Consider the following 14446-nt stretch of genomic DNA (forward strand, 5'->3'; position numbering starts at 1 on the left):
CTCACCTACGTACCGCTGATCTTCTTGTTAATCTACTGGTACTCGTCACTGGAGAAGAGTGATAGGGGCGGGCTATTCTCTACTATAATGTGTAACCCGTCTCATCTGAGACGGGTTTTTTTTTGATGCTTGTGCTCTTTTGAGGAGGCGATATGGGAAATAAAAAACGGTATACAGGAGCGGAGATTTTAATTGATGCGCTTCAAAAAGAGGGTGTTGATACAATATTTGGCTATCCCGGAGGAGTCCTTATTCCTCTCTACGATGCATTATATGATTGCAAAACCATGGATGTTGTCTTAACCCGTCATGAACAGGGTGCCGCTCACGCTGCTGATGGATATGCACGCGTTACGGGAAAAGCAGGGGTCTGCATGGGCACTTCCGGACCGGGGGCCACAAATTTGGTAACAGGTATAGCCACGGCATTTCTTGACTCCATACCTATGGTTGCTATTAGCGGTCAGGTGGCAACACCGCTTTTGGGTACTGATGCCTTTCAAGAGGCTGATCTCGTTGGTGTTACCCGTCCTATTACAAAACACAATTTTCTTGTGAAAGATATTAAGGAGCTTCCCGAGGTTATTAAAAAAGCATTTTATATTGCAAACAGTGGTCGTCCCGGTCCGGTTCTTATCGATTTGCCGAAAGATGTAACCACTGCTACCATGACAGGGTATTCCTATCCTGAGACCATAGAAATGCGGAGTTATCGTCCAAACCTCGATGGGCACCCCGGGCAAATTAAACGAGCGGCAACGGCCATAAAACGGGCTAAAAAACCCCTTGTATATGCCGGGGGAGGAGTTATTATATCCGGTGCTCAAAAAGAACTTATTCATCTTGCAGAAACTATTGATGCTCCCGTAACAACCACTCTAATGGGGCTTGGCGGGTTTCCCGGAGATCACAATCTCTTTGTCGGGATGCCTGGGATGCATGGGAGTAAGGCGGCAAATTACGCCTTGCAAAACAGTGACTTGATTATTTCCGTGGGGGCACGTTTTGATGATCGAGTAACGGGAGATGTGTCAAAATTTGCACCCCATGCAAAGATTATACATATTGATATTGATCCCGCGTCTATTTCAAAAATTATTACCGTAGACATTCCTGTTGTTGGGGATGCGCAACGCATACTTGCTGAGCTTAATAAGGTTGTACAGCCGGCAAAACACGAGGAGTGGCGGGCCTATTTGCATGGCTTTAAAGAGTCCTATCTCTATGGGTATAAAAATAAGAGTGATGTTTTAATGCCGCAATATGTGATTGAGGAAATGCACCGTATTACCGGTGGTGATGCCTTTGTTACTACCGATGTTGGACAGCATCAGATGTGGGCTGCACAATACTACCACTTTGCCAATCCACGTAGATGGATAACCTCTGGCGGTCTTGGTACCATGGGGTTTGGTTTGCCTTCTGCCATGGGCGCTTCCTTTGCCTTAGATCGAGGGCCTGTATGGAGTATTTCCGGTGATGGGGGCTTTCAGATGAATTTGCAGGAATTGGCCACCATCAAGATAAATAAGCTTCCTGTGAAAATTATTATCCTTAATAATAAGTACCTTGGCATGGTACGTCAGTGGCAGGATATTTTCTTTAACAAACGGTATAGTTCCGTATGTCTTACGGCAGATTGCAGTTGTGATGGCTGTGGTACAGAACAGGAGTGTGACACTCGCGGTTCATATATGCCTGATTTTATTCGACTTTCGGAAAGCTATGATATTCCCGCACGGCGTGTTACGGATCCGGGATCGATTACAGAAGCCTTGGAGTGGGCCCGAGACACGGAAGGTCCGGTGCTGCTTGAATGTATGGTGTCACCTGAAGCAAATGTGTTTCCCATGGTTGCTCCCGGGGCAGCCCTTGACGAAATAATCGAAGATGAGGAGTTACAAGATGAATAAACGACATACAATTTCAGTGCTTGTAGAAAATAATAGTGGTGCCCTTAGTCGTATTTCCGGCCTTTTTTCGGCACGGGGGTATAATATTGCCAGCTTATCAGTTTCTGCCACAGAGGATCACGGTGTGTCGCGGATGACCATCGTTGCCTTGGGAGATGATGCAATTATTGAGCAGATTACCAAGCAATTAAATCGTCTTATCGATGTGATTAAGGTCCTTGATTTCAAGGATAAGGAGAGTGTAGACCGTGAGTTAATGGTTGCAACTATTCAGGCAACGCACAAAATCCGCCATGAAATAGTAAGCCTTTTGGATATTTATAATGGAAAAATACTCTCTGTTTCTAATCGTTCCTTAGTGATTGAGGTGAGTGAACGGTCGGATGTCTTGGATGATTTTATCGCTATTATAAGCCCCTATGGTATTCGAGAGATTGCCCGGAGTGGCCCTGTGGCGTTAGCAAAACCAAAAATGAATGAGTAACCCCTGCGAGGAGGTGTGATGTCAGAGAGAGTTATTATTTTCGATACAACCTTGCGGGATGGTGAACAGGCACTTTCTGCGTCTCTGTCTTTAGAGCATAAACTCCGCATTGCGCGACAGTTAGAGCGTCTTGGAGTTGATGTAATTGAAGCAGGGTTTCCCGTGTCATCCCCGGAGGATTTCCGCTCCGTGAAGGCGATTGCTGATACCGTTACCGATAGCACGGTGTGTGGTCTTTCCCGAGCGGTGAAGGCAGATATAGAAGCGTGTGGTGCGGCATTGAAAAATGCGGAACGCAGTCGTATACACACCTTTGTGGGAACTTCCCCCATTCATATTCATAAAAAATTGCGGAAGACAGAATCTGCTGTTATTGACCTTGCTCGCGAGCATGTCCGTTTTGCACGGAATCTCTGCGATGAAGTAGAGTTTTCCGCAGAGGATGCCTGTCGTACAGAACCTGATTTTCTCTGTCGTATCGTGGAGGAAGCCATTTTAGCAGGGGCAACAACCATAAACATCCCCGATACGGTGGGGTATGTGGTACCTGAGCTGTATGCGCAAATGGTGGATGATTTGATGAATCGTGTTCCCAATATCGACCAAGCAGTACTCTCCGTACACTGTCACAATGATCTTGGTATGGCTACGGCCAACTCAATCACGGCGGTCAAGCATGGTGCTCGGCAGATTGAGTGTGCCATGAACGGTATTGGAGAGCGTGCGGGAAATTGTGCCCTTGAAGAGGTCGTAATGACCTTGGCAACTCGGCAAGACTACCTGCCCTATGAGTGCGGTGTGGTTACTGAAGAAATTATGCGTACCAGTAAGCTGGTTCGTGATCTGTGTAGCATGCCCGTGCAGCCAAATAAGGCGGTTGTTGGTTCAAGCGCCTTTTCGCACAGCTCAGGCATTCATCAGGATGGCATCTTAAAGGCGCAAAACACCTACGAAATTATGACGCCTCAGTCGGTTGGCTTAAAAGAAAATGTGATGAATCTTACAAGCCGATCGGGAAAACATATGGTAAAAAATCGTCTGATTGAGCTGGGATATCGAGAAGATGAATTTGATATTGCAGAATTTTACACTCGCTTCATTGACCTTGCCGATAAAAAAGGGACGGTTTATAATGACGACCTTATTGTCCTCATGGAACTTGATGGAGAAAATGTCGCTGATGTTTGGCACCTCGACTATTACAATATTTCCAGCGGACAGGTGCCCACCGCAACCATTGTGTTAACTGATGATGCGGGGCATAAGCATCAGGAGGCTGCTGTTGGTGATGGTGCTGTAGATGCTGCTACAAAGGCAATTAATCGAATCGTGCGTTACGATATTGCCGTTATGGATTTTCATCTTGAGGCTGTTACCAAGGGGAGTGAGGCGATTGGAAAGGTTCGTATTGACGGTACCTATGATGAACAGGCCTATGTAGGAAATGGCACTTCAACCGATATTGTTGAGGCGTCACTTCGTGCATACCTTGATTTGGTAAACAAGGTTGCACGCATCATAAAGGTTGGAAGAGGCAATTCTCCTGCTGGCTATTCAGGGCAAGAGTGATACTATTTCCTTGGGGTGCTGCACGTAGTGCTGCGCCTCATAGCCTTCCAGTTCCTTACGGGTGCGAAATCCCCATAAAGCAGCTACTCCAAAATATCCTCCGGCAGATGCTGTTTGAAGGTCAACTTCTGAATCGCCAATGAAGAACGTCTCTTCTGGTGGTATTTTAAGCTGTTTCGATATGGCAAGTGCCCCTGCAGGCGATGGTTTTCGCGGGTAGTTGTCCCGTTGTCCACAGATAGAAACAAATGTGTCAGGGAAGAACTTTCTGACAATTTCGAGGGCTTTTGGTTGGGGCTTATTTGTTACTACGGCCAAGGGGATATCACGTTCCTTCAAGGCTCTTAGGAGTGGGTAAATTCCCTCGTATACATGTGTCTGAGGGGGTGATACGTTTGCATAGTTACGAAGGTAGATGCTTGTGTAGTGAGCAACGTGCTCCGGTATAGCTCCAACTTCTTGTGGAAGCGCGCGTTGCACGAGGGCGGAAACGCCATCGCCAATAAAGCGTCGAATGGCTTCGCAAGAGTGGGTCGGAAAGCCCTCTTTCTCCAAAGTTTCATTTAAAGAACGACAGAGATCTCCCAAGGTATTTAGTAAGGTTCCGTCCAAGTCAAAAAATACAGCCTTTATTGTCATACTGCCTCCATGGTGGAATCACCTTAAAATACATGTTGGCTCATGGTGAATGGGTTTGGGGTGTTGTATTTACACGCTGTTTCTGTACAAAGAAACACAAGGGGTTAGGAAAAATCAAAAAGTTTTGAGGAGAGAAAACATATGCTATATTATCGGACATAACACCTTGTACAAGAAGGAGTGAGTATGGCCGAAAAAGAGTTGTCCGTCTTGGAGATTGCCCAAGGGCAGGTGAAGAAAGCCTGCGACAAACTACAAACAAATCAAGCAGTATATGAGATTTTAAAAAACCCGATGCGGGTTCTGGAAGTATCATTCCATGTTAAAATGGATGATGGTTCAACACGGTGTTTCACCGGGTATCGTTCACAGCATAATAATGCGTGTGGTCCCTATAAAGGGGGGATTCGTTTTCACCCCAGTGTTACCGTAGAAGAGGTGAAGGCTCTTTCAACATGGATGACCTTTAAGTGTTCAGTGGTGGGATTGCCCTTTGGGGGAGCCAAGGGCGGCGTTGCTTTGGACCCCCGTGAGTTTTCTGATATGGAAATGGAACGTATTACCCGGGAATTTGCCCGTGCGGTTGCACCCATAATTGGTGAGAAGGAAGATATTCCTGCCCCCGATGTGAATACGAATGCCCATACCATGGCGCTCATGGTCGATGAGTATGAGAAAACAACGGGGAATTTCGAACCGGGTATTTTTACAGGAAAGCCGGTGGAATTTTACGGCTCTCTTGCCCGGAGTGAAGCAACGGGATACGGTGTTGCTGTCATGGCAATACAAGCGGCACAAAAGCAGCGTATTGACCTCTCCGAAGCAAGAGTCGGCATACAGGGCTTTGGGAATGTGGGGAGTTTTGCTGCAATGTATATTGAGCAGGCCGGTGCGAAAGTGACCTATGTTGAAGATCACACGGGCTGTATCTACAATAAGCATGGGCTCCATATTAAAAACCTCATGGATTATAATAAAAAATATGGCTCCATTGCAGGATATCCCGGTGCCACAGCGGTTGATGAGTCTGTTATTACGGCGGATGTCGATATTCTTATGCCATGCGCGCTTGAAAATCAGATACATGGGAAAAATGCTTCAGATATACAGGCATCAATAATCTCAGAAGGAGCAAATGGTCCTACCACTCCTGAGGCAGATCGTATCTTGGAGAAAAAGTCCGTATTGGTTATTCCCGATATTCTTGCCAATAGTGGTGGGGTGACTGTGTCATATTTTGAATGGGTTCAGAACCTCATGCGTCATCACTGGGAGTTTGAGCTAATTCAAACCAAGCAGCGAAATATCATGGAGAAGGCGTTTAAGGAAATCTGGGAGCTGAAAAGTGACCACTCGGTAGATATGCGAACCGCGGCGTACATGCTTTCTGTAAAGCGTATTGCTGAGACGATGCAGTATCGCGGCTGGTATTAGTATATAATTTCCCGGGGAGTCCCCTCTCCGGGATCATGGGTAAAAACGCCTTTTTTGAGGAAATAATTGTGTGAATATCCATTTACACATTTACACCGTATAGGGAAACTATTATTTTAATGGGGTTTAAAGCAATCAACCCCGCTTTGGAGGTTATTACGTGAGCACAAAAAAGAAATCCTCACCCGATTTAACACCGTCAGAAAAAGTGTTTTTTGAGCATGTTTCACAGTTTTGGGAAAAATACAGCAAATACTGTATCTTCGGAGCTCTTATTGTAGGTGTTGCGGGTATAAGTGTCCTCTCGGTGCAGTATCGGACTGCGCAAGAGAAAGCAGTTGCTCAGCGAGCATATCTACAGGCTCTTGAGGGTGATCAGACAGAGCAAATGGAGGCGCTTAAAGCAGTAGTAGCTGATCATAGTGAGTATGAGTATGCTGCCATGAGTGCTTTGAAGATCGGTGAGCTCTATCTTCGTGAAGGGGATTACTCGACCTCCATAGAATGGTTTGAACGTGCTGAAAAGAAAAGTTCTCATGAGCTGGTAAGAGACATGGCTCGGGAGAATATTGGTGCTGCCTATGAATACCTTGGTGAGTATGATTTAGCCATGGAGGCGTACAAGGAGCTGACCCGTGTGCGTAATTCTTTCCGAACTCCCTCAGTGTATCTGAAAATGGCTTTCTTGGAAATGTCCCGGGGAAACCTTGACAGGGCGGCAGTATATAGTCAAAAAGTTATTGCTGATGACGATGTTGAGACATCGGTGAAATCCTCTGCAAAAGGGCTGTACGCACAACTTAACGCCATGGGTGTAGATAACTGACGTGACGGTTTTAACGCCAGAACACACAGTAAAATTATTGGAGCTCTCCGCAGCAGCACTTGATGGGATTGCGTTCTCCCGTGAGGTGGTTTCTTTTTTTCTCAGGAGTATGCCCTTTCTGTAGCGGTTCAGATCATTTTTCCCTTTGCAACGAATCTTCGCATTACGACCTCGGGGGTCAGTGCAATCACAGAAGAGGCGCAGGCGGGTTTTTCAGAGGCTGTTACCACTACAACTGCGGATTGGACCATCTCCATTACCACGGAATCAAGCAAAGATCTTTTACAGTATAAACCAGTATTGCAGGTCGCATCGACACTTATTGGGCAATGTTTATCCCGTGAAGATGCACGATATCGTGCGGTGGCGCAAAAAGCAACCGCTGTATTGGGAATAAACTATCATAAACTCCGTAATGTTATGGGAGGGATCAGTGGCTTGGTACAACTAAGTGAAGTTGAGGCAGGCCATAATGACGAGCTCCTATCAAATTTTTCAGAAATGCTTTCGGTAATTCGATCCTTTGATGATGGAAGCCGTGAGGCGATGAATCTGTATCGTGGAGAGCCGCTTCACTGTCGTGAGGGAGAAACCTTTTTAGCTAACTTTGTTACGGAGCATTCTGCCCGCCGCAAGCGCGTGTTTTCTCTCGCAGATATTGACCTTTCTTTTGAGATTCCAGATTCGGTGGTTCTGCCTCATCATGATGAGTATATTGCTGTTTTAGTTGATCAGTTGATCTCAAACGCCTATGATGCGTGTAAAGGGGGGCAGGGACGGGCGGTGTCCTTTTCTGCAGAACAGCATGCTGATACGTGTGTTATTCGGGTGGAAGATTCTGGGCGCGGAATTCCCTATGCCCAACAGCGACACATTTTTACACCATTTTTTACGACAAAGAATAAGCATTTGGGGGTAGGGTTGTACACGCTGCGACGATATGTTGAGACATGGGGCGGACGCGTTTCGGTCTACTCTGTTCCGCAAAACGGTACAACAATCACCCTGCATATACCCCTTTGATCCTTGAGGAGGATGAAGTATGAAAATTTTGTTATTGGAAGAGAGTCGTGGGTTTCGGGATACCTTGCACGACGCGTTACAAAAAGCCGGTCACGAGCCCGCCTTATGTCATGACAGCGGGGCGTTTATTGAGGCTGCTTTGTCTGTAGGATATGATTGTGCGGTCATTGATGTGCGGAGCTGGTTTCGTGGTGAGGCCTTGTATTCGTATATGAATATTTTGGAAAAGATGGATCCGATTCCCATGCTTTTTCATCATACGCCGGAGGGGTTTAAAACCCTTGATGGCCGTGAGCCGGTTGCGGAAGATATCGTCTTGGAAGGTTCATGCAGTGTAGACGATATTGTGCAGGCATTATAATACGTATTGAAAGAATTACTGACACTATAACAGGGGAAGGCTCATCTTGAAAGGTATTGCTGAGTATATAAAAGATCGCGGGCATGACTCCACCATCTGGGCATTGTGGGCGTGGAATGGTGTAATTACAGAAGAGGAAATTCGTTTGCAGTTGGGGAAACTGGGTGAAACCGGTGTAGACGGTGTTATTATCCGTCCCTCCTCCGATATGTTTCCCCTGTACCTTTCAGATGAGTTTTGGAAGCTCTTTGATGTGCTCTTGTCTATTGCCCGTGAGCGGGGAGTATCCGTCATGCTCGGAGATGACTTCAGTCGTCCCGGTGAGTCTCCCTTTCTTGCCGATGTGAGTGGGAAGCAGCATTTGCGGGCAGCACGTTTGGCGGTTGAAGAAGAACATAATCTGGAAGAGGGGGATACCTTTAACTTCACTCCTTCTCCGGTACGTAAGCAGTACGTTGTTGCTGTGCAAAGAAATAAGCGGAAGATATACCTCTCTGATGCACAAACCTTGTTTGACGGAGAAGGTTCAGAACACGTAGAGTGGGCTGTTCCTGAAGGGCACTGGAAAGTGGTGGTGTTTGAGGTTACCTATGATGCGAGCTGTGATGGAGAGTATTTACCCAATTTCTTCAGTATGAAAGCTGGTCAAACCTACGTAAATGTCGTTCTCGATGAGTTTGCACAGCGCTATCTCCCGACCTACGAAGATGTATTTCGCGGTGTGTTTTGTGAAGTTCCGGCTCTTCTTCCCTCAAAAGCAGGGGTTCCTTGGGATGATGACCTCCTTATTTCCAAATATCGCTCACGATATAAACGCAATCTTATTGAAACAATGCCTGCCCTGTTCTATGAAGTTGCCGATAATGAAATAAAGTATCGTCCTCATGTGTACAGTTTTCTTCAGGATACCCTGTACGACCGCTTTCCCGCAGTGGTTGATAAATGGGTGAAACAAAACTCCCTCTCTTTGTGGGTTGCTGGGCCAGAAGGTGATCGCGCTGGTGGTTCCCAGTATCTACCAGATTTATTCTCTCATCCCAAGGGTGATTTCGATGTTATTGGTACGTGTCGACGAGGCTCTCGGCGCGTAAATGACATATCTCTGCTTTCTCTGCTTGCTCGAGCCCGTATGGAAAACAAACCCGTTTTTTCTATTCTGGGGCGTAGTGTGCGCATGGATGGCGCCAGCATCGGTGAGCTCAAACAGGAAGCTCTGTTCTTTGCCGTTAACGGAGTTTCTCATATTATTATTGATGGGATTAAGTTTAATAGAAATTACCGCTACGAAGAGGTGTCACCGCAGGTCTTATCCTTCGGGTCACCGGATTTTTTCACCATGAAAGATCTTGTGACACTCACGCGGAGTAATCTGAATTTCTCTGCTCAGTGTGAACGCTATGGCGATTCCGTCGCTGTGGTATTCCCTAGCTCTTCAATTATGTCAGATTATAATCCCGATTCACCCACGGCAATAAAGACGGCCTATCGAAATATTATGGAGAGTATCGCCTGTCTCCAAGAGTTGGGTATTAATTTTGAAGTTGTTGATGAGCAGATGCTCTTGGACTGTGAAATTACCAAGGACGGGGTGCTTCTTCATAAAGATGATGAGTATTCAAGCATCACCGGGGTGATTTTTCCCTATGCGCGGCTCATAAATAACTCCTTCTTTGTAAAAGTTGAACAGATGTCAAAGAAAAAGATAGCCCTCTTTTTTGTAGATGCTCCCCCTGAAGGAAGTTTTGATGATGGTCATAGCCCCAGTTTTATTAAACGGGTTCATAAGTTGGTTCGGGCAAAGACAAAGCGCGTTGACTATGGTTCCTGTGAAAAATTACGGGAGATGTTTGCAGAAGATAGCTTTCGTGGGGAGATAAAAACAAAGGGTATTACCAACCCTGCAGTACTATGGAAAAAGAATGTAGAAATTAATGGGGTAGATGGGTACTGGCTTTTTAATGCAGGTACTGAAGATTCAACCCTCCGTCTCTTTCCCTACGAAAACACCGAGGATGATGAGAATGGCGATCGATATATTGCATACGATATAACAACGGGAAATACCCTGCGCATTGATTTGGAATCGCATAATCGTGATCTGTTTACTCTCTTTCCTGGGCAATCACTCTTTATGAGCTACGATGAAGAATCGCGGGAAGAGACCCCCATTACGAATAAGTACCGTATAAAACTGAAAGAGGATCGATGGAAGTTCGATACTGATTCCTTAAATAGCTTTCCGCTCTCTCGCTGGAGCAGCAAGATTGGCATTAACCGAAACGCGGGAAGTCTGACGTATTATAGTGAGGGGCATTTTGTATCACATGAGTTTGGGTATGAGGCATACCTCGTATTTCTCGATAGCATCCCCCATGATAAGGGGACTCTTAATAAACGTTTTCGTGTTTCCTTGAATGGTCGCGAGCTTCTTCCCATGAAAAAGCGTATTCCTGAGCAGGATGGGAAAGCCGCCTTTTTTGATGACTCATCGACCTTACTTATTTATGATATGTCAGAGGCTGTTGTAAAGGGGAATAATCGGGTCCTAATCCTTTCAAATGGCGAACCAGATTTGCCAGACCCTGTTAAGTACCCGCCTTTTGTAGCGGTTGATAACCCCGTAGATAAATCGGGTAAGGTGTGGACGGTTATTGGAAAGCGAAAAAATGACGTGTATGAGTGGGGCGGTTTTGGATATCCCTTTCTCTTGGGCACGGGGGTGTACTCCATGACCTTTGAAGTGCCTAATTTATTTGAAAGCATTTATTTGAATTTTACGAAGCTCTCAGGAAGTGCAGAGGTGATTCTGAATGGAGTTTCCTACGGGGTGTTACAGTGGTCGCCGTATCGCTTAAATATTACGGAGCAGATAAAACTGAAAGAGCGGAATGAACTGGTTGTAAAGGTTCAGAATACCCTTGATGTGATTAATCATCTCAGTGCTGAGAAATCGGGGATTCTTGGGCCGGTATATTTGGATATATATGGGGATAAATCAAGTGAGAAATCCTTGGAAGAGGATGAGGAAGTTGTTCGTGATGATTTTGATGAATAGTTATTTATACAATGGAGGATGTAATGGCTGAGAAGTACGTTTATTCCTGGGGTGGTGGTACCGCCGAGGGTAATGCTACGATGAAACAGGAGCTTGGCGGAAAAGGGGCAAACCTTGCTGAGATGACAACCATCGGTGTACCGGTTCCACCGGGGTTTACCGTTTCAACTAAGGTGTGTGGGTACTATTACTCACATAATGAGACTCTTCCTTCGACTCTGGAAGCTGAGATAACGGAGCACATTGCCCGTTTAGAGAAAAACAAAGGTGCAACCTTCGGTGATCTTGAAAATCCTCTCCTCGTATCAGTTCGTTCCGGTGCTGCTGTATCAATGCCCGGCATGATGGATACGGTATTGAACCTTGGCTTAAACGATGATGTTGCTGCGGCCATGGGGAAGAAAATTAACAATGAGCGTATGGCCTACGACTCGTATCGCCGCTTTATCAACATGTTTGGTGATGTGGTAATGGGTGTTGATCACCACAAATTTGAAGTAAAACTCTCTGAGGCAAAGAAAAAGGCCGGTGTGCAGAACGATAATGAGCTTTCTGCAGATGAGCTGAAAGAAGTCTGTCAAGAGTATAAAAAAGTATACGAAGCTGAAACAGGCGAAGCCTTCCCCACAGATGCACGGGACCAGCTGGATAAATCTATCATGGCGGTAATTAAGTCATGGATGACGCCTCGGGCAGAGCTCTATCGCCAAAAAGAAAAAATCTTCGGTCTTGAAGGTACGGCGGTGAATGTACAGGCCATGGCCTTTGGTAATATGGGACAGGATTCCGGTACGGGTGTTGCCTTTACTCGCGACCCTTCCTTGGGAACCAATGAGTTCTACGGTGAGTTCCTGGTGGACGCGCAGGGTGAAGATGTTGTTGCCGGTATTCGAACTCCCATGCCGATTAAAGAAATGAAAACCGTATGGCCTGATATCTATAAAGAGCTTGATGACATTCGTCTGAAACTTGAAAAACACTACGGTGATATGCAGGATGTGGAGTTTACCATTGAAAAGGGTAAGCTGTATATGTTGCAGACTCGTACAGGGAAACGAACTGGTCTTGCAGCGGTGAAAATTGCCTGGGACATGGTGCAGGAAGGAAAGATTTCCAAAGAAGAAGCCCTGAAGCGAATTGATGGTGATCATCTCAATCAGCTTCTCTTTCCTATTCTTAATCCTTCTGAGAAGGCTTCGGCAATCTCAGATAATCGTCTCTTCTCAACAGGTCTTCCCGCTGGCCCCGGTGCTGCCACAGGACAGGTTGTATTTACTGCTGACGATGCTGTTGCATGGCATAAGCAGGGTAAAAATGTTATCTTGGTACGAAAAGAAACATCCCCTGAAGATGTGGCCGGTATGGCATCTGCCGAGGCATGTATTACTTCCACAGGTGGTATGACTTCTCATGCGGCAGTGGTTGCTCGTTCATGGGGTAAGTGTTGTGTTGTTGGTGCCGGTGATTTAGCCATTGACTATGATGCAAAGACTGTTACCTGCAATGGTATGACGGTTAAAGAGGGTGATATCCTTGCCGTTGACGGATCTACCGGTGAAATGATTGTTGGCGAGATTCCTACCTCTGCATCTCCCGTGATTGCCGGTGTTGTTGATGGTGATACAGAGGCACAGAAAACAGAAGTCTTCAAAATGTTCAATGACATTATGAATTGGGCTGACGGTGTGAAGAAATTGACCGTTCGTACCAATGCTGACTCCCCCCGTGATTCAAAGGTTGCTCGTGCCCTCGGTGCACAGGGTATTGGTCTGTGTCGTACGGAGCATATGTTCTTTGAGGGCGACCGCGTATGGTCTGTTCGTAAGATGATTCTTGCGGAAAGCGAAGAAGCACGGAAAGAGGCCATTGCAGAACTTCTTCCCTATCAGCGTGAAGATTTCGAAGGTATCTTTAAAGAGATGGACGGCTATGGATGTACGATCCGTCTTCTGGATCCTCCCCTCCATGAGTTTCTTCCCGGCGATGAAGCTGGTATGAAGGAGATGGCTGAGCGGATGAACGTGGATATCTCTGTGGTGAAAGAGAAAATTGAATCACTCCATGAGCTAAACCCCATGCTTGGGCATCGTGGATGTCGCCTTTCCATTACCTATCCGGAAATTTGTGTAATGCAGGCGCAGGCTATTATTGAAGCTGCCTGTAATGAAGCTAAGAAGGGTACTGTGGTGAAACCAGAAATTATGGTTCCCCTTATTGGTAAGGAAGAAGAGTTTCAGATTCTTGCAAAAATTATTCGTGAAACTGCAGATGCTATTATTGCAGAGCGTGGAGTGGATGTTTCCTATCAAGTTGGAACTATGATGGAAATCCCTCGTGCGACACTTGTTGCGGATAAAGTATCTGGTGGTGATGCAGGAGCGGAATTTTTCTCCTTTGGAACTAACGATCTAACTCAGATGACCTTTGGCTATTCTCGTGATGATATTGGTTCGTTCCTTCCGGAATACCTTGACCAAAAGATTCTTCGGGAAGATCCGTTCCAGTCTATTGACCAAGAAGGGGTTGGATACCTTGTAGAACGTGGGGTTACCCTCGGTCGTCAGGGGCGTCCCGGTCTGAAATGTGGTGTCTGTGGTGAGCATGGTGGAGATCCGGCATCAGTGAAGTTTTTCCATGGTGTTGGTCTTGACTATGTGTCTTGTTCGCCCTATCGTGTTCCCATTGCACGTCTTGCGGCAGCACAAGCGGTTATCGAAGAAAAATAAATTTCTAAGAATACCATCTTCGGGGCTGTCTCTTTCAGGGAGACAGCCCTTTTTTTATATGCTGAATTAATTGAACTTCAGTAAAACGCTTCTTCATGATAAGCGGCGTTCATATGATTAACATTCAGGGTTAATTCCAATGACTATTGCGTTTTAAGGGAGCTGGTCAGAGGCATCACAGAGATTGAATCTGCAATCTATCTGGCATGTACCACTATATTCTTATGGTATGGCAAGAATCATTATTCATGTATTCACGAAGTAATTACTTCACAAAGTGATAGTACTACGTATAAACAGCCTGACCCACTCGAATAAAGAGGCGTTAGACGTAATATGGTACTATGATTATGCGATAAACTACGATTCAAAACAGCCACAGATTGTGCATCACCTAAATAGGTACGAGTATATGA

General features: G+C 45.9%; 10 protein-coding genes. 9 read left to right on the top strand and 1 reads right to left on the bottom strand.

Annotated elements, in window-relative coordinates; genetic code table 11:
* The first annotated feature begins 152 nt into the window (after positions 1-152).
* From ilvB to CALK_RS06975, 3 genes are read left to right on the top strand one after another with little or no spacing between them, the layout of a single operon-like run.
* Positions 153-1913, top strand: coding sequence for a biosynthetic-type acetolactate synthase large subunit (ilvB, locus tag CALK_RS06965; RefSeq protein WP_022636968.1), 1761 nt, complete (start codon positions 153-155; stop codon positions 1911-1913).
* Entirely contained in the window at positions 1906-2397 is a 492-nt protein-coding gene (ilvN, locus tag CALK_RS06970; protein ID WP_022636969.1) for an acetolactate synthase small subunit, read from the top strand. Before ilvB ends, ilvN begins: the two co-directional genes overlap by 8 nt.
* A gap of 18 nt (positions 2398-2415) precedes the next feature.
* On the top strand, positions 2416-3966 hold the full coding sequence (locus CALK_RS06975; RefSeq protein ID WP_022636970.1) for a 2-isopropylmalate synthase: 1551 nt from the start codon (positions 2416-2418) through the stop codon (positions 3964-3966).
* Here the strand turns inward: CALK_RS06975 and CALK_RS06980 are convergent.
* A complete protein-coding gene (locus CALK_RS06980; protein WP_022636971.1) occupies positions 3952-4605 on the bottom strand; it encodes an HAD family hydrolase in 654 nt (217 codons plus the stop codon). The genes CALK_RS06975 and CALK_RS06980 overlap by 15 nt on opposite strands.
* 186 nt (positions 4606-4791) lie before the next feature.
* Here CALK_RS06980 and CALK_RS06985 point away from each other — a divergent pair, with 186 nt between their 5' ends.
* The 6 genes from CALK_RS06985 to ppdK all read left to right on the top strand — a co-directional run bounded on the left by CALK_RS06985 (position 4792) and on the right by ppdK (position 14030).
* Positions 4792-6039, top strand: a complete 1248-nt coding sequence (locus CALK_RS06985) for a Glu/Leu/Phe/Val family dehydrogenase (protein WP_022636972.1) — start codon at positions 4792-4794, stop codon at positions 6037-6039.
* Between the two features lie 160 nt (positions 6040-6199).
* The gene (locus CALK_RS06990; protein ID WP_022636973.1) at positions 6200-6865 is read left to right on the top strand and encodes a tetratricopeptide repeat protein; all 666 of its coding nucleotides are present in this window, start codon (positions 6200-6202) and stop codon (positions 6863-6865) included.
* A gap of 300 nt (positions 6866-7165) precedes the next feature.
* Positions 7166-7888 carry a sensor histidine kinase gene (locus CALK_RS06995; protein WP_022636974.1) on the top strand — a complete coding sequence of 241 codons (723 nt, stop codon included), beginning with the start codon at positions 7166-7168 and terminating at the stop codon, positions 7886-7888.
* A gap of 19 nt (positions 7889-7907) precedes the next feature.
* Positions 7908-8249: a response regulator gene (locus tag CALK_RS07000; RefSeq protein WP_022636975.1), complete on the top strand. Its 342-nt coding sequence runs from the start codon at positions 7908-7910 to the stop codon at positions 8247-8249.
* A gap of 46 nt (positions 8250-8295) precedes the next feature.
* Complete coding sequence (locus CALK_RS07005) at positions 8296-11304, top strand: hypothetical protein (RefSeq protein ID WP_022636976.1); 3009 nt, start codon at positions 8296-8298, stop codon at positions 11302-11304.
* A gap of 23 nt (positions 11305-11327) precedes the next feature.
* A complete protein-coding gene (ppdK, locus tag CALK_RS07010; RefSeq protein ID WP_022636977.1) occupies positions 11328-14030 on the top strand; it encodes a pyruvate, phosphate dikinase in 2703 nt (900 codons plus the stop codon).
* The last annotated feature ends 416 nt before the right edge of the window (positions 14031-14446 follow it).

It is taken from the genome of Chitinivibrio alkaliphilus ACht1 (assembly GCF_000474745.1).
Classification (GTDB): Bacteria; Fibrobacterota; Chitinivibrionia; order Chitinivibrionales; family Chitinivibrionaceae; genus Chitinivibrio; species Chitinivibrio alkaliphilus.